Raw genomic sequence first — 22,898 nt, 5'->3', positions numbered from 1 at the left:
TGTGTACAGAATCCCGGATATGACTGGTTTTTAACACGTCGGGATGGCGGAGCGCAATTCGAGATTCGTGGTGATGATCTGTGTTATTCATCAGGATGACGACCGAGATCGGGAGGGTTGCGGATCCGAGCTGTCGTGAGTTTGACGGGCTGTTGGTCAAGTGATTGTGAGTCCGGGAGCTTATGAGTATAGGGGATTGTGAGCCGTCGCTCGAGAAGTTACGTTCGATCAGTAGTCGACGATCGGTCGAGAAAGAGGCACCCCTCGTTTTCAGTGTAACGCCGGAAACGAGACGCTTTACACGGAGAACGACTTATTTTCAAATATTATATAGTTTTGAGACGTGAGAGCGTACACGGGTGGGTGGTGAGAAAGGAACACTCACCAGTAGTACCACGAGAAAGCGGACAGAGACGGTGTGAGAACGAAACACACATTTCGTGGTCTACGGACGCACGGCCACACCCCTCGTTTTCAGTGAACTCAGGACGTTCCCTCGGTTTCAACGAAGTCAGGACAGCTGATGCTTGGAAAGCGTATCGAGTACGGTTTGTAGCTCATCATCCTCAAGACACGAACTCATCACGATGTCGGGATCGTGAAGCAAACGATGGACACGATAGCTTCCCTCGGCTTTTCCCCCACCGGTGTGACGGCTTTCGGTGATTTCGGGAAGCGTCCACTTCTTCAATAGATCAAGCACGCGCTGGTGACTCAGCGATTCGCCGGCAGTGACGTCAGCAACGACGCGATACACGTCGTACACTTCACCGGTCGAAAACGAGTCCGTCAGCTTCGATTTCGTAAGATACGACAGCGCGAACAGTGCGTATCGAGAATGGGGAGTTCCGTTCCTGATGACCTGAACCGAACGGTTGATATCGCTATACTCGTCGGCCGCTCGAACGCGTTCTTCAGTCACAGACTCGCTCGAGTCGCGTTCAGCGAGTTTTCCCGCAGTTCGAAGAATATCTAGCGCACGACGTGCATCGCCGTGGTCCCTTGCAGCGAGTGCTGCAGCAAGGGGTAACACTCCGGTCTCGAGAACACCGTCGACGAACGCATCGCTTCGGCGCTCGAGGATCGCCTCGAGCTGATTTGCATCGTACGGCGGAAAGACGATCGGGTCGTCCTGGAAACTCGAGGCGACACGTTCATCGGGTGCATCAGTATAATCAGTTTTATTAGATATTGCAACGACAGAAATATAACAGCCAGTTTTTCCGGCTTCCTCCGAACGAGACAGCTTCGAGAGGATCTCTGCCGCATCCATCTCGAGTTTGTCGATCTCATCGAGAATAACGACGAGCGAGTCTGCCTCGTTTAAAAGTCCATCCGCGTTCCAGAGAGTATCGTAATAACGGCTTGCTCCGACACCTTCTTGCGGGATGTAGTACTCCGGATCGATCGCATCACGGACCTCGAACGCCATCTTTCGAGCGGCTCGCGTTTCCGTGTTGTACTGATCACAATCGACGTACGCAGCGACGAGATCGACGTTCTGGATCTGTGCGACTCCTCGAGCGCGCCCGGTGACGTGCTTTGCGACGAGTGATTTTCCCGTTCCAGTCTTTCCGAAGAGAAATCCACTTTCCGGAGGATCACCGAATGCAGCCGGTTTGAGCAGCGTCTCGACCGTCTCGATCTCGCCATCCCGACCGACGATACGATCCTTTTGCGGGACGTGCTGTGGACGAAGGAGTTCTCGGCGGCGAAAAATAGAGTTATCCTCGGTCGACATGGGATCATCCTCAAGATCCTCGATCGATGGTGTCGGGATCGGATCGTTCGGCATTAGATACGTACACACGGAACACGGTGATAAAACCACCGACCAGGTTTTCAGTGAAAGTGCGAAATTACGGTGAGGTGCGTTCCGCTTGCGGATGGACTAGAAAAATATGGGGAACACACCCACCCCTCATTTTCAGTGTATAGGCGTGGAAAGGACGGTGAAAAAGATACTGTGGAAAAGTGGAATCAGAGTACGTACTCAGAAGTCCCGCTGGGAATTCGTATAACAAGAGATAGAGGGTTCACTGAAAACGAGGGGTGTCCCTCTCACGTTCACGGTGTTTTCCAGTGATGTTACAACACACACACCCCGGAGTGCCGCTGTATAGAAAGCTGAGAAACCGCCATGCTGGTCGTTCCACCCGTAACAAAAGTCCGTTCCCTCACTTCGGCCTGTCTCTTCCAACTGCTATTCATTTCCATTTTCTCCATTTTCGTCCATTCCGGTCTTCTTCCCACTGTTTGCGAACGCCTCCACATGACTTACTTGCTATTCGCATTGTCCACTGACCTACTTCACCCTCCGCTCATGGTAATCCAATCTCGATATAGATAAATATATATACTACATACGTGTAATAGTCCACTAAGTGTATCGAACAAGAAGATTCGATAGATATCGAACGGCACGGATCGTTCGAATAGAACCGACCCTGGCTCTCTCCGATCTATTTTAATTAGCTGCGGCCGTCTTCTACGATTATCCCCCTTCTTCCCTCGAGTTCAGCTGGATACTATCTCGTCACTATACAGCGGCACTCCGGGGTGTGTGTCTACTCTTACAGCGGCACTCTGGGGTGGGTAACGTCCTTCTTAAACTCTCTCACATCTGTCCAGGGACTATACAGCGGCAACTCGGTGCGTTACGAGAGGGTAGCTCTACGCTTTCACTATACAGCGGCATTGAGGGGTCTGTGTGAACTATCTCATCCTACCCGCTTCGCTCGTTGAGGAAGAGGGCTAACGCTTCAATTCAGCTAAAGCTACATCAAGGACAGCGGCGGCACCACAGGATAGAGGTGTACAGCAAAAATGTACCGGAGGAAGCATGAATATACAGCGGCACCGAGGGGTGGTTTACAGCGGCATTGAGGGGTGTGGGATGTACAGCAACAGTGTAGGACAAATATACAGCGGCACTGAGGGGTGAGTAATACTCTATACAGCGGAACCATGGGCTTTGAATTCATGCGCTCACCCACCAAAAGATCCACTTTAGTCGATTTACAGCGGCATCGAGGTGAAAAGAGTTAAGTCCTTCTCTCGAAAACCGTCACGCAAAGAGATGCCGGATGTCCACGATTATTTCGCACAGGAGAATGAAATCTTCCGGAACAAGGATCTCTTGCAGGTCTCTCACCTTCCGGACGGCGATCGGATTATCGGGCGTGAACAAGAACTCACGAACCTTGCGGGAGCTATTCAACCGGTGATCGATGGAAGTACACCAAACAACGTTCTCGTATATGGAAAAACGGGGACTGGTAAATCCCTTTGTTCGAAATTCATCACGAGGCAGGCAATCGACCGGGCACAGGAAAACGACGTCATCATCGGCGTCGCATACGTAGATTGCTTACAGGACTCGACCGAAACGCAGGCAGTCCAGTCCATCGCACACCAACTCAACGATACGGAACAAACTGAGATCACTATTCCCCATTCTGGGTTGAGTACATCGGAATATTATCGACGTCTCTGGCGAATTATCGATCGTCGGTTCGATGCCGCACTCGTTATTCTCGATGAAGTAGACAAGATCGAGTCGGACGATATTCTCATGCAACTCTCTCGTGCCGTTGAATCCGGAAAACTCTCTTCGAGTACGATCGGGACGATTGGCATCTCGAACAAAGTTCGGTACAAGGAATCGCTGGATGAACGAATCAAATCGAGTCTCTGTGAGCGGGAGTACGTCTTTCCACCGTACGATGCCACCCAGATTCAAGAAATACTTCGCTCGCGTTCCGATGCCTTCCACGACGGCGTTCTCGAAGATGGCGTTATTCCTCGAGTTGCAGCGCTGGCTGCTCGAGAACACGGCGACGCACGGAAGGCGATCGATATTCTTCGCTTCGCTGGCGAAATTGCCGAAGAAACGGATCTCGAGACGGTCACCGAGTCGTGTGTCGATCAGGCACACGAGCGAGAAGAAACCAGTCGATTGGCGGAACTGATCTCGAAATCACCGAGCCACGCGAAGCTCGTCCTCGAGGCGATGGCACTGCTGGCGAAACAGCCGGAGCGAGCGGATGATACCGTACAGACGACTGAGGTGTACGAACTCTACAAACGGCTGTGCGACCGAGACGATTCGTCACACCTGAAATTGCGTCGAGTCCGCGATATCCTCTCCGAATTAGAATTCCTCTCGATCATCGAACAAGAGCGTAAGTGGGCGGGAAAAGGGAAAGGGAACTATATGGAGAACAGACTCGTCGACGATCCTGATGTGATTATTGCGGCGTGCGAGGAGTCGAGCCGCTAGCACAGTGTCTTCGCGCTCCCCGTCGCGACACGTTGCTTTTGCATATCGGATACTGATTTCATTGCGTTTACTAATCACCTTCTTGCCACGCGCTGATCCCCCTCCACACCCATCTTATCTTATATATTCTATACACAATACATATTATGATATCATATGCCGGAAATCACCACACTTCTTCCTCGCTACCGCGCCGAATTAATTACACGAATATTATAGTAGATAATATAGTCCTGTAGTAGCTAGTAAAACGGTCTCCTCGCTCGAACCGATTTGTTACTCTCGAACCGATTTGTTACTCTCGAACTCTGATCTCTTGAGGCCGTAATTCGACTTACAGTCTTTTTTGAGGTTATTCGGATTCTTCGAGTAACCGTCCGTGAGCGTCGATCTCACCGTTTCGTATTCGGGTGCTGCTGATCCGAACACCGTCGTCTGCGATGACGAACGGGGCGGTGTGAATCTCGATTGGGGAGAGTCCGTTCGACACTCGCTGTTCGTTGATGTTGTGGGCACGGTGCTGTGCTTTCCCTTCTGGGGAGACGACGAGTACGTCTATATCTTCACGGCTCACCGCTGGACCGTGAGTGTCCTCTAGCTTGATGATCTCGAAGGAAGCGGTGTATGCATCGCTCAACTGCTCAATCTCCGTCTCGAGACTGTCACACCGTTGTTCGAACGGGCCGAGCAGTTCAGAATGCGTTGGATCGCTTCGGGTCCGTCTGGCCAGAGGGGTCGAGGTCAGTGCAACGATCACGTGCCCGTCCCCACTTCCGTCGTGGCTTGCCGTTTGGAAGGTTTTGTGTAAGAGTGCTCGATGGCCGTCGTGGACCGGTGTGAACGTTCCACCGAGAATAGCAATCCGCTTACCCGAGTTCATGATACTCCGTTTTTGTCCCATCTACCTATATGGACCGGATCCAGGACTGGAAGATACAGGACTGGAAGATACAGGACTGGAAGATACAGGACTGGAAGATAGAGTGAGTAGGTGATTGGAAATCGGAGAGTTGTGTGGATATGTATTACTATCGTTATGTCCTTTAACCTATCTACTTTGTTACTATAGTTCATCATCCCCGCCCGAAACACGTGTGGATATTAATCCCTTACCACGGAAGAATAAATTTCGAGGAGTAACTATAAAATGGAGGTCCAATTGAAATCATTCACCAGTGATAACTATCGCTGTTTCTCAAATAGTTCCTGTACAGTTGCTACACGATTTCGGTTTGTGCAGGTCTAATTACGATGTTCCAGGCTACGAAGTCCGGTAACTCGCTGTATTACGACGTGGGGAACCTCTCAGACGAGAACCGATTGCCTGCGGTAGAACGGTTCGGTACGATGGGGAACGGTTCGGTACGACGAGGATACGTCGTGTCAGGCTGTGAGTTCGGAACCGAATGCCATTAGCGTCCGTTCATCGTAACGCGCTCCAACGAATTGAACGCCAACCGGTGCTCCGTTGACCGTTCCATGGGGAACCGTCAGCGCCGGATGACCAGTGAGATTGAACGGTGCGGTGTTGGCGATGGTTCGTGTGAAGTCTTTCGGTGACGTAACCGATCCGAACGTTGGGGCTGTCATGGGCGTCGTTGGTGTGAGGAGTGCGTCGTATTCCTCCAGCAGAGTCGCGATCGTTTCGGTGAACTCAGCGGCTATCTCCTGAGCAGTAACGTACTGTTCGAGTCCGTATTCGTTCAGCGCACTGGCCGTAACGATCTGTTCCCGGACGTTTTCTCCAAGATCGGGCGACTGAATCGCCGTGCTGATCTCGCTCCGCCACGATTCGCTGTGACCCGTTCCGCTTCCTGGAATATGTCCCTCGAAGGTACAGAGAGCCGCGAACTCGCTTCCAGCGATCATACGCATCGCAGCGGTTGCTGTTCGATACTCTGGGACGGAAACATCGGTCGTGTCGACACCCGTTCCCTCGAGCGTTTCGACCGCTCGTTCGACCTGATCGGAAACGCCGGTCGTTGCTTCGTCCATCGCTTCACCGATCACAGCGATGCACCGTCCATCGACGGATTCCCCGACCCCTTCGGTGGCGTCTTTCGCCGGCGAACTGGCGTGTGTTGAACGATCACGAACGTCTGGGCCGGCGAGAACGTCGTACATCTGAGCGACCGTTTCGACGGTTCTAGCGATCGGTCCGATCTGGTCGAGCGACGGCGAGAGATCCGCGAAGCCGAAGCGAGGGACGCTTCTGTGTGTTGGTTTGAGACCGACGATTCCACAGAACGACGACGGGATTCGAACGCTGCCACCCGTGTCGCTTCCGAGTGCTGCTTCGACCAGCTCTCCTGCGACAGCAGCAGCGCTACCACTCGACGATCCACCGGGAACACATCCATCGACGACGGGATTGTCGGTCGGTCCGAACGCACAGGTTTCACCGGTCGTAAAGTAGGCGAGTTCGTCCATGTTTGTCGTGCCGACGACGTTCACGCCGGCGTCGATCAGGCGACTCACCACCGTTGCGTGATACCCTGGCTCGAAATCGACTGCCTCGGAGCCACAGTGCATCGGAACACCGGCGACGGCGATGTTCTCTTTGACGACGACGTCGACGCCCGAAAGCGATCTTCCATCGCCGGAACGGGTCGTCATTTCGTCGTTGGTAACGCGACAGTGATACCGAATCGCGTTGTAGGCGTCGGTTCCCGGTTCTACGTCGACTGCTGGTCGATTCGACGAAGGATCCACCGCTGACCGGTCGAACTGTGTGGTCAATTCGTCCACCTGCTTCGCATATGTTGTGACGTTATCCTCGTCGAGATCGATTCCGAGTCGAGTTGCGACATCCCGAACGTAATTCTCGAACATCCCGTAAGATTCAGTTCTGGGTGAACATATATCCCCTTCCAGTCGTTCAGGTCATCTTTTTCCGCTGACTCATTCGGAAGTGGCAAATCTCTTTCCCTGGAATGGCCGAGAGTGCCACTGATGCTCGAGAGTGCCTCTGAAAGAACATCTCAGCACTATTGCGGTGTCTCAGAAGCAGTACCATCACAGACCATCACCAATACGATCTTTCGAACGACGATTCACTCGGCTAGAGTACCTCACTGGACCCCGTTCAAACGCGATGTTAGGGTAGCTCACTGAATTTGCTCAAACGCGGTGTTGCCCAAACATATAAGTTGATTTGTGACTATCGACACTGTACAACGGGTACACAATCATGTCTTCGCAATCAACTCTCTCGGTGTACTGGGACGATTCGTTCCTCGAGCATAATCCACCAGCAGGTGAGTTCGAACTCGCATCGTCAGGCCGGCTTGCAGTGGATGAACCCCATCCGGATCGTCCGGAACGAGTTCAGAACATCAAACACATACTCGATCACGAACTCTCGGAGTTTCTCGAGTGGCAGTCGGTCGAGCCGGCGACGATCGAGCAGTTATCTCGCGTCCACACCGCCTCACACATCAGCGAGTTCGAGGAGTTCTGTAAAAACGGTGGCGGACGCATCACCGCCGAAACTGGCGCGAACGAAGCCAGTTATACCGCCGCTCGGCACGCTGCAGGTGCCTCTATTCAGGCAGCGACGGACGCAATGCGTACCGACGTTTCCGAACGAGTACCGTACGCACTGGTTCGTCCGTCCGGCCATCACGCCCAGCCTGATCAGATCGATGGCTTTTGCTTTTTCAACAACGTCGCGATCGCCGCCGAACATCTTCGAGCGACCGACCAGGCCGAACGGATCGCGATCATCGACTGGGACGTCCACCACGGAAACGGTATACAGGAAACCTTCTACGACCGAGACGACGTCCTGTACGTGAGTATTCACAACGATCACTGGTCGTGGGATCCCGACGCCCATCCACAGACCGGGAACACACGGGAGAACGGAACCGGGGACGGGGTTGGATACAACGTCAATATCCCGCTTCCACCCGGTGCTGGTGATAAGGGCTACGAGTACGTCTTTAATTCGCTCGTCTCTCCGATCGTAGAGTCGTTCGATCCGGATGTCCTGCTCGTCAGTGCGGGACAGGACGCCGGAACGATGGATCCGCTCGGACGAAACGTCGTGACGAAATCAGGCTTCGAAGCGATGGGTCAACGCGTGAGAAAACTCGCAACGGAGTGTGCTGACGGTCACCTCGCCCTGATCCAGGAGGGTGGCTATCACCTCAGCCATCTCGGCTATGCAACTCTCGGTGTACTCGAGGGTGTTCTCGATGTTCGAACCGACGTTCGAGAGGACCCGTTTGCGTGGCTCGACGAAGACCTGGATTCAGTCGTTTCGGCAACTCATTCCGTGGGCGCGGATCACGCCCATCACTGGCCGCTTTCGTTTACACCGTCGACTGAGCGCCAGTGATCGCTGCTTAGGATCCTCATCTCGGCTTTTCAGTTCACTCGGTGTGAGGTCTTTCTCGGAATACTATCGATCTCTATACGAAATCGACTCGTTCGTACTAGTCCCTTCGATCACAGCCGTTCGCACAGTCTTCGATCACAGTGAGTCGCGTTCCCCATCCATCGTATCGCCGTCACCAATGGGCACTTTAATATATGACAAATGTATACCAACCAATATGCAGACTGTTCTGCTCGACCAGTCAGCCGTGAATGCCAACGCAGAAACCTCGGCCGTGATTTCCGCCGTCGAAGACGCCTTCGCAGCCTACGAACGGGGAACCGTTCAGATGCCGGTGAAGTCGTACGTCGACCTGGAACGGTACAACGGCGATTTCCGCTCGATGCCGGCGTACATCGACGCAGGTGAGTGGGATGCTGCCGGGATAAAGTGGGTCAACGTTCATCCGGATAATCCGTCAGAACACGGACTGCCGACGGTTATGGGGACGATGGTTTACTCAGATCCAGAAACCGGCTATCCGCTTGCTATCATGGACGGAACCGAACTGACGATGAAACGAACCGGTGCTGCCGCAGCGGTTGCCACCGATTATCTCGCGATCGAAGACGCAACAAGTCTCGGAATCGTCGGTGCGGGGGTCCAGTCGTACACCCAACTGGATGCGATCGCGGCGGTCCGTCCGATCGAGGACGTCGTCGTCGCCGACACGAATTCCGAACGCGTTCAAGCGTTCATCGATGCATTTGAGGATCGATTCAGCGTTGTCGAGGGAACGATCGCGGATGCGGCAGCGTGCGACGTGCTTTCGACCGTAACTCCAGTCGATTCCCCGATCGTCGAACACTCAGTTGTCGGCTCACACACCCACATTAACGCGATGGGTGCGGATGCCGCGGGCAAACAGGAATTGACCGAAGACCTCCTGCTCGAGTCGACGGTCGTCATCGATGATTACGGTCAGACGACGCATTCCGGCGAGATCAACGTTCCGTGGCGAGAGGGAACCTTCTCGGATGAACACATCTACGGCGAACTCGGTGAGATCGTCGCTGGAAAGAAATCAGGTCGAACCGATGACGATGGAATCACCGTGTTCGATTCGACGGGCCTTGCAATCCAGGATATCGCCGCCGCTCACGTCGTCTACGAGCATGCTATCGACCGAGAGAACGGATCCAGATTCGAACTGATCAATAGCTGATTCCGGTTTCTCGTCGTCGACTCGATGATCGTTTGCACTGCCTCAGATCGTGAAACAGTCGCTCACGAAACAGTGCAGGGATCTATCAAATTTCGGAACTAAATATCATGAAATACCTCCGCCGGTACTGACGTTCACATCCGGTTCATACGATAACTGATAGTCATACTGGTAGCAATCCATCGGCGGTAGTTTCTCTCGGAGAATGATACGAAATGATCCAACGTTGCCCTCTCTTACCGTCTTTCCATCCCTTCAAATGCGGGACGTGGGTACGTTTTTTTCGCCTTTTCCGCCACGGATATATCGATCTCCACGGTCACAAACGGTTGATTCCGTGATGTTTCTGCAAGCACTGTTCCGTCGGGATCGACGATCCATCCATTGCCTCCAAACGGTATTTCCTCTACACTCTCCGTTGGAATCGTTACTCGGTTGGAGGACGCGACAAAGCTCCCAGAGATCGTACTGATCGCCTGTGTTCCGGCACGCCACTGTTCTCTTCGCTGTGGTTCAGTCACACGCGGATTTACGATCAGGTGTGCTCCATCGTGACCGTATTTGCGGGCCTGTTCGGCACCCCATATTTCGGTACAGATGAGAAATCCGCATTTCGCACTAGCACACTCTACGAGCGAGAAGTCGTCCTCTCCTCTCTCGTACCACGACCCCTCCCAGAACCACGGCCCATCGTCGGGTAAGAACGTCTTCTGGTGAACCAGACGCGACCCACTCGACTCAGTCCAGACGAACCCCTCATTCAGCCGTCGTCCCTCAGAATGGGTCGGTCGAGAACCTAACACGGTAGCTGGCGCGAGTTCGTTCATGCGATCCATCCAGTCGTCGTGTGCTTCGACCGCGTCACCCCACTTTTCTTCGCTCCCTCCTTGCTTCATGGGGAGCCACCGCGAAAACGGCATCTCCGGTAAGAGAACGAGTTCGGATCGCTCTGTCTCTACGTGGTCACAGAGGCCACGCCAACTATCGATAAATCTCGAACGGTTATCCGGTAGTTCACAGACTGTGAGCCGCATACTGTAGGACGGTACCAGATGACAATAAACATATCGCTGATAATACAACCACAACTGTCAGACGACGTTCTGATCGGGAACGATACCGTCTTCCGTCCATCCACGTCTCTCGTAGTATTCGTCCAGTGCTTCGTCGAGACCCTCGATCGAGTACGGAAGTCGGTCGTCATTCCGATCGAACCCCCGTTGATTGTTGAAGTGACGCTCGAGTTCGACGATCGCTGCGCCGATTTCCAGTAACTCCTCGTAATCGCGGCCGAAGATCCCCTCGTGGCGTTCGTGGTCGACGTATGGCCCCGAGAATTTACAGATGATACCGCTATCGTGTATCGCACAGATGTTTTCGCGCTCGACGAGCAGTGACGGCTTTCCGTCGAGTCCGGACGGATCGACGGCCTGTTCTTCATCGACCAGCGGATACTCGAGCAGATAGAACTCGGAATACATGTGATCTGCGCCTCGATTCGACGTGGCGAAACTCAACGCTTGCCCGTTGAACCGCCGGCCGTCGTGTGCCGGGAACTCGAGGCCCTTTACGGACCAGTCTTCGACTCCCAGTTCGTCGGCTACGCGGTGGACTCCTTCGGCCAGCAGGTCTCCGTCGTCCACCCGGTATGCGATCTTCTCGATGAGTTCGTGGACGAGTTGGTCGTTTCCGAACTCGTCGTTCGCCATGAGATACGCAGAGATGACGTCGCCAGCGCTGATCGTATCGAGACCGAGCTTGTCACATCGGTCGTTCGACTTCATCACCGAGACGATGTCGTCGATCATCGGATTGCTTCCGAATGCCATGACTGTCTCGAACTCCGGACCTTCCGTTTCGAGGTCGGTTTCGTCGTCTTTCGTGGGCAGTTTGCAGGCGAATGCACACGCCGAACAGGTTCCGGTTTTGTACTTTTTCGCTTCGATCGCGTCACCGCCGATCTGATCGGCCCCGTCGAAGGATAGCTCTTGGAAGTATCTGGTCGGAAACGCCTCGAGTTCGTTGGCCAGAGACGTCGTCGACGTCGTTCCCTGTCGCTTCATGATGTGGTCTGATGTGGCGGCGTCTCGGTGAACGTCCATGTGCACGTCAGCATTCGGTATCTCGGGCTTCGAGGAGCCGTCGAACAGGACCGCCTTGACGTTCTTCGACCCCATCACTGCACCGAGACCACCGCGACCGAACGCGCGACTTTCGGTCGTCATGATCGACGCGAACCGAACTTCGTTTTCTCCTGCGGGACCGATGACTGCGACCTGATCGGCGGATCGGTCGAACTCGTCCTCGAGGAACGCCGTCGTTTCCGGGACGGTTGCCTGCTCGAGTTCGGGAACGGGTGCGATTTCGATGCCGGTATCCGTGACGTCGACGACGACCAGTTCGTCGCTGACACCGGTCACCTCGATGGCGCTGTATCCGGTTGCTGCGATGTGTCGGGAAAGAAACCCGCCAGCGTTCGACGAAAGCAACCCGTCGGTTAACGGTGATACCGATGTACAGTTCGTTCGACCAGTAAAACTCATGTTCGAAACCTGTAACGGACCCGTCGTGAAGAACACGCTGTTTTCGGACTCGAGCGACCCAACGTCGAACGAAATTCGTTCGTGTGCGAGTTTCGTTGCCACGCCGCGGCCGCCAATATACGATTCGAGCACGCTATCGATCGTCGTTTCGACGGTTTCTCCCGTTCCCACGTCGATTGTGACAAGCGATCCGCTACTGTGGATCATCGGCAAAACCTTTATTATCAATGTATATAAACTTTGTCGCCAACATCTCATAATAGTACTCCCGTCTGTCTCTCCTCTTCTTTCGGTATTTTACTTGTTCACCGGCGTTCGGTGGCTTGCATCGTATTCTCGGAACCTGTTTTTTATATCCGTTCGAACGTCCTGATCGTCCCGATAACCCGAGTTCGATCGGTTCTATTTGTGAGTACGATCTCCTCCGATAAGGGCCACCGTAAAGCAGCTCCGCCACACCGACGACTGTGCTACGGGTATGCCAGTAAGTCGTTACAGCGGACGGTTCCGACGAGTGATGGTGCTATCGGGTAGTCTCGTCATCTAAAGCGTCCTGCTCGAACATAGTCGGTTTGTCGAATACAGTTGGCCTGTTCGAAGGCCGTTACACACGGGTTCGAACGCCGTTACACCTGAAAGTCTTCGCCCACACGCGTCAAGAAGTCCAGTTCGTACCCTTCGTCTCGGATGTGTTCGACGGCACCGGCGTTCCGGTCGACGACGGTAATCAATTGCTCGACCAGGCCGCCGATCTCCTCGACGAGTTTGGCCGTTTCCAGGATCGTATTCCCGGTCGACGTCACGTCCTCGAGAACGGCGACGCGCATCCCTTTCTCGATCGTTCCTTCCACTCGAGCCTGCGTTCCGCGATGTTTCTCGCCCATTCGGATGTACGCGGCGGGAATCCTTGCCTCGAGCGAAACGGCAGTAACGAGCGGCACCGCCCCGAGCGCGGGACCGACGACGACGTCGATCTCATCTTCGTCGATCTGATCGACGATCTCGTCCGTGATGATCGACAGAATATCCGGCTTCGTTTCGAAGACGTACTTGTCTATGTAATAATCCGTAAGTGATCCATCCGACAACTTGAACTTCCCGGTCATCACCGCACCAGAATCCTCGATGAGCGTTCCGAGTTCGGTGTCAGACATTACTAGCCGCACACACGCTCGAGGCAAGTATGTTCCGGTTGGTAGATGCGGCGTTTCTCCCGTAAGACAACCGATCAATCGTCCCTTCGGACGGACCTCTCCCAAACGTTTATAATGAAAGAACGCCCGCTTTCTGTATGCAGCAAGACGATGTAAAACAGGCGGCAGCCAGTCGGAACACGGTTCCTCACTGGTTCAACCCCGACCACCCACACCTCGACATCAGGGATGGGGACGGAGCGTACGTCACGGATGCGGACGGGAACAGATACCTAGACGGCGTCTCGCAACTGTTTTGCGTTAACGCCGGGTTCGATAACCAGACCATCATCGATGCGATGGTCGAGCAACTCCACAAGGCACCGTACGTGACGCCATCGCAGTACAACGACACCCGCCAGCAGCTGTCGGAGGCGATGCTCGAGAAAGCCCCCGATTCGATGGGTGAGGTCTACTTTGCGGTTTCAGGATCCGAGGCGAACGAGGCCGCAGTACATTTCGCTCGGGAGTACACGGGATCGCATAAAATTCTGACGAGATGGCGCTCGTACCACGGGTGGAACTACGGAACGAGCAGTCTAACCGGAAACGGCTGGTCGAGTTCGGTGATCGAACGGAACGCGGCAACGACGGGGGCTCAACAGTTCCTTCCGCCGATGTCGTATCGCTCTCCGTTCGATGCCGATACGCCAGAGGAGTTAGCCGAAAAGGCCGCTGACCACGTCGAGTTCGTGATCCGAAACGAGGGTCCTGACTCGGTCGCAGCGATTCTCATGGAGCCGATCGCAGGTGCCAGTGGTGCCTACACTGCACCTCCCGGCTACTTCGAACGACTCCGGGAACTCTGTGATACGTACGATATTTTGTTGATTGCAGACGAAGTCATCACCGGATTCGGTCGGTGCGGTGAGTGGTTTGGAATCCAGACGGAGAACGTCGAGCCCGATATGATCACCTGTGCGAAGGGGCTGACGAGCGCCTATGCGCCTCTCGCTGGCGTGATGGTTTCCTCCGAAATCAGCGAGTATCTCCGCGACGACGGCGTTCCCCTCGGTCAGACCTTCGGCGGACATCCGGTCGGCTGTGCTGCGGGACTCGCGGCGATTTCGGAGTACGAGAACGGGCTCCTCGAGAACGTCCGGTCAGTGTCGCCGTATCTCGAAGAGCGCCTTCGGGAGCTAGAAGACGCCCACGATGTCGTTGGAAACGTCCGTGGGCGTGGGTTCCTCTGGAGTCTCGCGTTCAGCAAACCGGGTACTGAGGAACCGGTCGTCGATCCGCGTACCGAGAATACCGATAATCCGGTCGAAGCCGTCGCTGATCACGCAGCCACCGACGGAGACCTGCTCGTCTGGCCCGGGAGACCCCAGACACAGATTATGGTCGCACCGCCGTTTTGTCTCACTCGAGCGGACGTCGATCAGATCCACACCGCACTTGATGGTGCGATCGAGTCCGTCTTCAGCTCTTAACTTCACTGTCGGAGAGGGAGTTCGGTGATTATTCTGCTGGGTTATCACGAACTCATTTGACGATATCGAACTCTTCGTTGTCAATCCTATCGGGTGTTTGATCCGTGACCGTTAGTCGAACCCCCGTAACCGGCTCGTTCGTGTGTACCGACTACCAGAACGACCTGTGCTCGATAGGTGCACATAATGGGTCTGATTACTATCGGTATTTGTTCGATAGTTCGTCGTGTGTATCGCTCCCTTTCGTTTCAGTCATTTCTCGATGTGGTACCACGAGCGGTTCGGTCGTAGGATCCCTATACGGGTGGAACGATGCGTGGGCGGTGAATGGGTGCTGTCCAGGATATCTTCTTTCTGTTACCCGATAATTACTCCTGTGACTCGGCTCGCACTGATTTTTCGATTCGCGGTTTCGCTCGTTTCACTGGCTCACGGGTCGTCCCTCCCCGCTCGCTTATCCGCGGTTCTCGCTCGTTTCACTCGCTCCGAACCGCGCTCGCTCCGAACCGCGCTCGCTCCGAACTTCGATGCCGTTGTTCGATGAGCTGTGTAGTGGCGTCCGGTGGCCACTGTACTCTCCTGGTTTCTCTATTATTACCGTATTGATTAATTGCACCAATCAATTACGAACGTACTATTGTAAATTTACGACTGTTGTCAGAACATTTTTCACGTGACTGACACGGTCTGCTATAACAGTTTACCGGAGCAACCGCAGGACTAGTCGCGGTTGCGCCGGAAATGACTTACAGCAGTCCGTATGAATTAACTCTATTGACACATAGCGAGACTATCTACCGTTGATCCGTGAAGCCGGATATCGATTCCGTGAAAGCGACCACTGCCTACTTATTCGATTTTCAACTCCCGCGGTACACCGTGTCTACGTCCTGATTAGCACATATCTTGGTTGTGTCTCTATAGTGCACAATAGATCCACTCCACTCACTCTATTATTCTGTTCTATATCGTATTTTATCGGATATATGTTGACAATATGTTTATTTGGGCCTACCTATGACTCCACCGGTAACGCACTGCTGGAACTGAAATCTTTCCTTCTCGAGCCTCTCGGTTATGTTGTCGCTTTCTGTGAATATCCTCAACTGTGTCTGTGCACGAGAAGTAAACACTTATTGTGGTACGTTCACAAGAAACCATATGAGCCCGAATCGAAACCCGTCCGATTCGTCTCGAGTGCTTCAGACAGCGGACACCACGTTCGAGATAATCAACGTGATCAAGTCACGTGACGGCGCAAAAGCGACCGAAATCGCGGAGCATCTCGATCTCTCACGGAGTGCTGTCTACAACCATCTGACCACGCTTATCGAGAACGAATGGATTATTCGAACGGAGAATTCGTATCAGCTCAGTCTGAAGTTTCTGATGTTGGGGGTGTACGTTCGCAATCACAACCGGCTGTTCTCGGTCGGAAAATCCGAGGTCCAGAAACTCGCCCAGGAAACCGGTGAAACGGCACACCTTGCGACGGAGCAACAGGGATACCAGATCAACCTGCTCAAAGAGACCGGCGAACTCGCCGTTGGCGACCAGTATCACACACAAAAGCTTCAGCAAACGAACTACCACCACGACACTGCGACCGGAAAGGCGATGCTCGCGTTTCTGCCCGAGGAGCGAGTCGAAACGATTCTCGATAAACAGGGGCTCCCGTCGAAGACATCGAATACGATCACTGACCGCGACGTGTTTCTCGAGGAATTACACGAGATTCGAGAGCGGGGATACTCCTACAACGACGAAGAGGAAATAGAGGGCCTGCGTGCCGTCGGTGCCCCTATTACGGATCAACACGGAAACGTTCTCGGATCGGTGAGCGTTTCCGGTCCGACTTCCCGGTTGAAAAACGATCGGTATCACGAGGAGCTTCCGGAAAAAGTGATGAGTACGGCAAATATCATCGAACTCAACCTCAATATGGAACGGCGAATCGATCGTCCGAACAGGAAGTAGGACTTCCGTTCTCGAGCTGTGAACCCGGGCGAAAAGAACGACGGTTCCGTGGGCGATCTAGGACTGCAGGAGCTCGTCGAGGCCCACGAGGCGGTCCGCCACGATAACCGCGAGGAACGCGACGATTACGTAGACGCTTGCCACCGCGGCGATGAGCGGGCTGATGTTCGTTCGGATGGACGTGTAGATCAGTACCGGGAGCGTGACGATGTCCGGTGTCGTAATGATCAGACTGACGATGAACTCGTTCAGGCCGAGGACGAACATGATGAGCGCTCCGGTTACGACTCCCGGCATGATCGACGGGAACGTGACGTTAAAGAACGTTTGAATCTCATCAGCCCCGAGATTCTTTGCAGCGTTTTCAAGCTCCGAATCGAGCGCGTTAACGCGCGACGTCACGCTCCAGATCATGAACGGGATGTTGATGATCGTCAGTGCCAGTCCAACGGTCCAGAGGTTGCCGATCACGCCCATCTCTCCGAAGATGATCAACAGTATCACACCGGAGACGACGAGCGGGACGGTAAACGGCAGCAGGAAGTACAGCTGGAACGCCTTTTCGAAGCGAATATCGTATCGGATCAGTCCGAGTGCCGCCAGGATTCCGATCGGAATCGACAGCAACATACAGAACGTTGCGACGAGTACGCTCCGCCAGAGTGCGGAGATGTACCGACTTTCGTCAGGGAGTTCGTAGTACCACTGCAGCGAGAGACCGTCAGGCGGAAACCGAACGATGTCCCCTGGCTGGAACGAGACGACGAACACGACGATCGTCGGGAGCATCAGGAACACGATCTGAAGCGCGACGAGTGTACTGATCACCGGTCGACTCCCAGGGAGCTTGCGCGTTATCCTGAAGAACCGGTTCATCAGGCTCGTCTGTGACTCCTTACTCATGGGAATCACCCGTGTCGACTCCGAGCGTTCCAGAGCCTAGCGTCTGGAAGATCCCCAGAACGAAGATCGATGCGACGATCACGAGCGCGACACTGAACGTGGCCGCGAGCGGATAGTTCGAGAGATCGAACAGTGATCGGTAAATGACGTTCGCGATGAAGTCGACCCGTCCACCTCCGATGAGTGCGGGCACCGCGTAGGTCGCAGCAGTAATCGTGAACACGACGATCGTTCCGCCGGCGATACCCGGTTTCGCAAGCGGTATTACGATGTGGTAGAACGTCTGGAACGGGTTTGCACCCAGATTGCTCGCGGCAAGTTCCATCGCACGGTCGATGTTCTGGACCGCGGGTGCGATCATGATGATGGCAAACGGGATCATGATCTGTAACAGCCCGATGATGACGCCGATTTCCGTTCCGATCAATCGGTACGGTCCGAGTCCGAATATGCCGAAAAAGCTGTTAACGAGTCCGTTTTGACCGAGGATAATCAGCCAGCCGTATGCACGAACGATAACCCCGGTGAAGAACGGAACGAAGATGCTGATCAGCAACAGCTTTCGAAGCAGTGATGACCGAACGCGAATAGTCAAGTACGCGTATGGAAGCGCGAGCCCTACGGCGAGAATCGTAATGAAGAGTGATAATCCGATAGTTCGGAAAAAGATGAAGTAGTACGCGTCGGTCGTGAGGAAGCTCCGCCAGTTTTCGAGCGTGAATTCGTAAATGATGAACTCGATCGAGTCGAACGTCAGGAAGCTGTAGTACGTGAGAATCCCCATCCCGACGAACAGAAAGCTCACCAACAAAATCCCGGGCAAGATGAGGAGATATCCCCACCAGCTGGGTGGCGATTGATATATCTCTTGAGGAAGTCGCTGTTTTAACTCGATCGTCTTGTCCATGAGACGCCATTTGAGGCGTTCCAGGCGATTTGAAATGGTATTACTTGTCATCCTGTGTGGATACGTTTCTGGGTGGCGATATCGTTATATGATTCCGGTGAACGGTTCACGGAAATGGGGTGGCTGCTGACTTTTCGTCTGTGCCCTTTCCGGTTCGATTCCATTACGACTACGTCACTATGCGCCCATGATGATGTTAAACTCTTCGAACCATTCCGGACTCTCTTCGGCGTAGACGTCGAGGTCCACGGTGAGCAGGGTCTCGAAGTCCTCCTCGTCAGTTGGGTAAGATGGATCGTCGATCATGTAATCCATCGGCTCCGTGTTGCTGTTGGTCATCGGAAGGCCGAGCGATTCGGTCCACTCGCTCTGGTGTTCCGCTGCCGCTGCGAAGTTGATGAACACCTGCGACCAGTAAAGTTCCGACTCGGACTGATTTTGTGGCGTGTACATGCTGTCTCCGCGCAGAGTTGCACCTTCTTCGGGCAACGTCCAGCCGACCGGTTCCCCATCTTCGTAGGCGTCGAGCAGGTTGTTCATGATCAGGGGAGCACACGCGATTTCCCCTTCTCTGATCTGTTCGGTCAAACTCGTGTCGTCACCGATGTGGCCAATCGTAGGTTCGAACTCTTCGATCTCGTCGTAAACCGCACTCAGGTCGTCCGAGTCGAGCGGCGTATCAGACAATTCCGAAAACACCGGCCAGAACCCGTAGGCGTTGTCGTACTGTCCGAACGCGTTTTCGAACTCGTCGCTTTTAATGTCGTTCCAGGACTCCGGTGGCTCTGAGCTGCCGGTTATGTCTTCGAGTGCATCCTCGTTGTACGAGAGGGCGTACGTATAGGAGTACAGCGTCAGGTACGGAATCGAGTCGTCGACGTCCGGAATCGCGTGATTGAACATCTCGTCGATATTCGTAACGATGCTTTCGTCCAGCGGTTCGGCCAGATCCATCCGGTACTCTTCGTGGGCTGCGGGCTCGACCGTCCACATGACGTTTACTGGCGGTTCTCGATCCTGCTGAATCGCCGTTCGGATGTCCCCCTGCATCACCGTTCGATCGGTGTTGTCGAACTGGACGTCGATTCCCGTCTCTTCTGTAAAGGGCTCTGCGATGGACTCTTCGAGCGACCCTTCCCACACGCCGCCCCACGCACGCACAGTGATTTGATCCGGTTTTTCCGGTTCGTCGTCACCAGCACCGGAGTCGTCCGTGGCCCCACCGTTTCCGTTGCCGTTTCCGTTGCCGTTATCGTCGTCTCCGAGACAGCCCGCAAGCGAGCCGAGGGCTGCTGCTGATCCGAGGCCCAGGAAGGCTCGTCGTGATCCCACGTCGATTCCGTTCTGCGACTGATCTACACCGTTGTTCTGCCTGGTATCCGATGGCATATGTGACTGTGTGAGTTTATCATACATAAAGCTGTTCTCTGGTTGAGTGTAGTCGACATCGTAACTCCTTGTCGTCTGAATATCTGGTTATATTATGGACGGTCCTACACATTTCCAGTTTCCAATCAATTTATTGTCTATTCGGCCGTGCGTCGTTGGGGAGCTTTCGGAGGAACGATCTCCGCGATCAAATTCACCTCAGTCTCGGTGTTCGATCCTGTGATAGGCTATTCCGTCGATACGGTGTTCTCTCGAGCGCTCGTCCTAGCAAAACACTTATTAACAGAGGGAGGAAACGATCTACTGTAAAATATGGCAAATAGTAGCAAGACCTTTCATTCGGTCGGTGAGGATGTTCCTCGTCAGGACGGCGAAGCGAAGGTCACCGGTCGAGCGACCTATGCTCCCGACGTGACACTTCCCGGTATGTGGCACGGGAAGGTGCTTCGATCTCCCTATCCCCACGCCGAAGTCGTCGACATCGATACGAGCGCCGCGGAGGAGATGGGTGCGATCTGTATCACGTTCGAGGACGTACCCAGCGATCGGTACAACGAACGGACGATCAGCGTTCCCGATGCGATTTATCGGGATAATACCGTTCTCACCGATAGACCGCGCCGTGTCGGTGAAGGGATCGCAGCAGTCGCGGCCGAAACCGAGCAGAAAGCCGAGAAGGCACTACAGGCGATCGACGTTACCTACAACGAACTCGATCCCGTTCTCGACCCCGAGTTCGCAACGAGTGACGACGCCCCGGCGTTACACGAGACGATCGTTCGCGACGGCGAGACGGAATCGATCGAGGACAACATCGCTGTCGAACGAGACATTAGCGTCGGTAACGTCTCACAGGGCTTTTCCGAGGCGGATCACGTCTTCGAAGAGAGCTTCGAGACGGGACGGACCTATCACGCTCAACTCGAGAACAAAACGACGGTATGTCGTCCGGAGGCGAACGGTGGTATTACGGTCTGGCCGACGACGCAGACCGTTCACAACGTTCGAAACCTGCTGGGTGAAATCTTCGAGCTGCCGCTGAGCAAAGTCAACGTCAAGCGACTGACCCTCGGCGGTGCGTTCGGATCGAGTATTCAGACGAATTCGGTGACGCCGATTACGGTCGCACTGGCGCTTGCTGCTGACAAACCGGTCAAGATCTCTTGCAGTCGGGAAGAAGATATGTACGATCACTGTCGATACCCGACGACGGTCGATCTCAAGATCGGTGTCAGCGACGACGGGGATATTATCGCCGGCGAGATGGACGTCACTACCGACGTAGGCTGTCACAACATCCAGGCGTTTCCGTTCCTCGGCGTGATGGCCGGCTTCATGGCATCGCTGTACAAGTTCGACCATCTCGAGTTTAGCGGCCGGGGCGTCTACACGAACAAGGCTCCGGCCTGTGCGATGCAGGGATTCGGAAATCCGCAGACGACGTTCGTCGTCGAATCGATGATCGATATGATCGCCGAGGAACTCGACATCGACCAACTCGAGTTGATCAACAAAAACTACGTCGGGGAAGGCGACACGTTCTGGGGCCAGGGTCCGACGATCAAGTCGGTGGTCAAGAGCTGTGGCGTCGAGGAGCTTCACGAGGAGGGTGCCGAACTGATCGGCTGGGACGAGCGAACGCCGCCCGAAGAAAAAGACGGACGCTACCGACGCGGAATCGGTATGGCCCGTGGGTTCCACACCTCCGGAACGGGCGGACCGACTCCCGGCGAAGCGATCGATTACTCGAGTGCGCAGGTCAAGATCAACGAAGACGGCACCGTCGACGTGGTCAGTGCGCTCCAGGACCACGGCGGTGGGACCCTGAGTGCGGGAGCGAAGATCGTCGCGGAGGAACTGGGCGTTCCACTCGAGAACGTGAACATTTCTCCGACGGACTCGATGAACACCGCCTACGACGTCGCAACCCACGCCACTCGTGGCGTCTATGCCGGCGGGGCTGCGATGAAAAAGGCCGCCGAGAACGTCCGCGAGCAGCTCGTCGAGAACGCTGCACGCCTGCTCGATGTCCACCCCGACGCCGTCTTGCTGGAGCCGGATGCCGGCGGAGACGCCGGTCGCGTGTACGTCGAAGGAATTCCGGAAAAGGAGATGACGATCGGAGAGGTCGCCCGAACTGCAGAACAGCGAAACTGGGGAACGATGGCCGCCGTCGAAAGTAACCGACAGATCGCCTGTCCGCCGGCCTACGCCGCACAGTTCGTCGAAGTCGAGGTCGATATGAAGACGGGTCACATCGAAACGGTCGGTGCCGTTCTCGGAAACGACTCCGGGACGATCGTCAACCCGACGCTCGCGGCCGGCCAGCAACACGGCGGATTCTACCGCGGAGCAGGATACGCACTGATCGAGGACACGACCTACACGTCCGACAGCGGACAACTTGACAGCCGTGGATTCCTCACCGACTATCGCATGCTGACGACGATGGATCTCCCGTCGAACGAGGACACGGAGTCGTTCTTCGTCGAAACCGAGGAGCCAACCGGCCCGTTCGGCGCGAAAGGACTCGGTGAAGCCTGTATCAATCCGACCGCCGCAGCGATCACGAACGCGATTTACAACGCAACCGGCGTCCGATTTACCGAAATACCGGTGACGCCAGAGCAGGCTGTTAGCGAACTCCGCCAGCAGCTCGAGGATGAACCGCCGGAGACGGACGATGACGCTGAACTCCCGCCACAACCCGCAGAAGACGACTAAG

15 protein-coding genes are annotated in these 22,898 nt (G+C 54.7%); 6 read left to right on the top strand and 9 right to left on the bottom strand.

Going from position 1 to position 22,898, the window contains the following annotated elements; translation table 11 throughout:
* Positions 1–511 precede the first annotated feature (511 nt).
* Complete coding sequence (locus EA462_RS14430) at positions 512–1,795, bottom strand: Cdc6/Cdc18 family protein (RefSeq protein WP_124179275.1); 1,284 nt, start codon at positions 1,793–1,795, stop codon at positions 512–514.
* Positions 1,796–3,079: 1,284 nt separating this feature from the next.
* Between EA462_RS14430 and EA462_RS14425 the strand changes: the two genes are divergently transcribed.
* Positions 3,080–4,282, top strand: coding sequence for a Cdc6/Cdc18 family protein (locus tag EA462_RS14425; RefSeq protein WP_124179274.1), 1,203 nt, complete (start codon positions 3,080–3,082; stop codon positions 4,280–4,282).
* Between the two features lie 352 nt (positions 4,283–4,634).
* On the opposite strand, the gene EA462_RS14420 is transcribed toward EA462_RS14425, so the two are convergent.
* Positions 4,635–5,162 (bottom strand): phosphopantetheine adenylyltransferase, encoded by a 528-nt coding sequence (locus tag EA462_RS14420; protein ID WP_124179273.1) that lies wholly within the window; start codon positions 5,160–5,162, stop codon positions 4,635–4,637.
* A 503-nt stretch (positions 5,163–5,665) separates the two neighbouring features.
* Positions 5,666–7,114, bottom strand: coding sequence for an amidase (locus tag EA462_RS14415; RefSeq protein ID WP_124179272.1), 1,449 nt, complete (start codon positions 7,112–7,114; stop codon positions 5,666–5,668).
* A gap of 358 nt (positions 7,115–7,472) precedes the next feature.
* On the opposite strand from EA462_RS14415, the gene EA462_RS14410 reads away from it, so the two are divergent.
* Together EA462_RS14410 and EA462_RS14405 are read left to right on the top strand one after the other, a co-directional pair.
* The gene (locus tag EA462_RS14410; RefSeq protein WP_124179271.1) at positions 7,473–8,624 is read left to right on the top strand and encodes a class II histone deacetylase; all 1,152 of its coding nucleotides are present in this window, start codon (positions 7,473–7,475) and stop codon (positions 8,622–8,624) included.
* 217 nt (positions 8,625–8,841) lie between these two features.
* Positions 8,842–9,828, top strand: a complete 987-nt coding sequence (locus EA462_RS14405) for an ornithine cyclodeaminase family protein (RefSeq protein WP_124179270.1) — start codon at positions 8,842–8,844, stop codon at positions 9,826–9,828.
* A gap of 236 nt (positions 9,829–10,064) precedes the next feature.
* Here EA462_RS14405 and EA462_RS14400 read toward each other — a convergent pair whose 3' ends face one another.
* From EA462_RS14400 to pyrE, 3 genes are all read right to left on the bottom strand, one after another.
* Positions 10,065–10,862, bottom strand: coding sequence for a carbon-nitrogen hydrolase family protein (locus tag EA462_RS14400; RefSeq protein WP_243641435.1), 798 nt, complete (start codon positions 10,860–10,862; stop codon positions 10,065–10,067).
* Between the two features lie 57 nt (positions 10,863–10,919).
* Positions 10,920–12,578: an aldehyde ferredoxin oxidoreductase family protein gene (locus EA462_RS14395; protein WP_124179268.1), complete on the bottom strand. Its 1,659-nt coding sequence runs from the start codon at positions 12,576–12,578 to the stop codon at positions 10,920–10,922.
* Positions 12,579–12,997: 419 nt separating this feature from the next.
* Complete coding sequence (pyrE, locus tag EA462_RS14390; protein ID WP_124179267.1) at positions 12,998–13,525, bottom strand: orotate phosphoribosyltransferase; 528 nt, start codon at positions 13,523–13,525, stop codon at positions 12,998–13,000.
* Positions 13,526–13,662: 137 nt separating this feature from the next.
* Here pyrE and EA462_RS14385 point away from each other — a divergent pair, with 137 nt between their 5' ends.
* Both EA462_RS14385 and EA462_RS14380 read left to right on the top strand, forming a co-directional pair.
* Positions 13,663–14,997, top strand: coding sequence for an aminotransferase family protein (locus EA462_RS14385; RefSeq protein ID WP_124179266.1), 1,335 nt, complete (start codon positions 13,663–13,665; stop codon positions 14,995–14,997).
* Positions 14,998–16,158: 1,161 nt separating this feature from the next.
* Complete coding sequence (locus EA462_RS14380) at positions 16,159–16,974, top strand: IclR family transcriptional regulator (protein WP_124179265.1); 816 nt, start codon at positions 16,159–16,161, stop codon at positions 16,972–16,974.
* Positions 16,975–17,031: 57 nt separating this feature from the next.
* Here the strand turns inward: EA462_RS14380 and EA462_RS14375 are convergent, their stop codons facing one another.
* From EA462_RS14375 to EA462_RS14365, 3 genes are all read right to left on the bottom strand, one after another.
* Entirely contained in the window at positions 17,032–17,877 is an 846-nt protein-coding gene (locus tag EA462_RS14375; protein WP_207891671.1) for an ABC transporter permease, read from the bottom strand.
* The gene (locus EA462_RS14370) at positions 17,870–18,835 is read right to left on the bottom strand and encodes an ABC transporter permease (protein ID WP_207891670.1); all 966 of its coding nucleotides are present in this window, start codon (positions 18,833–18,835) and stop codon (positions 17,870–17,872) included. Before EA462_RS14370 ends, EA462_RS14375 begins: the two co-directional genes overlap by 8 nt.
* 126 nt (positions 18,836–18,961) lie before the next feature.
* Positions 18,962–20,173, bottom strand: coding sequence for an ABC transporter substrate-binding protein (locus EA462_RS14365; RefSeq protein ID WP_165872098.1), 1,212 nt, complete (start codon positions 20,171–20,173; stop codon positions 18,962–18,964).
* A gap of 312 nt (positions 20,174–20,485) precedes the next feature.
* On the opposite strand from EA462_RS14365, the gene EA462_RS14360 reads away from it, so the two are divergent.
* A complete protein-coding gene (locus EA462_RS14360; RefSeq protein ID WP_124179263.1) occupies positions 20,486–22,897 on the top strand; it encodes a xanthine dehydrogenase family protein molybdopterin-binding subunit in 2,412 nt (803 codons plus the stop codon).
* Position 22,898: the final 1 nt, after the last annotated feature.

It is taken from the genome of Natrarchaeobius halalkaliphilus (assembly GCF_003841485.1).
GTDB classification, from domain to species: domain Archaea; phylum Halobacteriota; class Halobacteria; order Halobacteriales; family Natrialbaceae; genus Natrarchaeobius; species Natrarchaeobius halalkaliphilus.
Note: the sequence above shows the minus strand (reverse complement) of the source record. Positions and strands in the feature narration are given on the sequence as shown.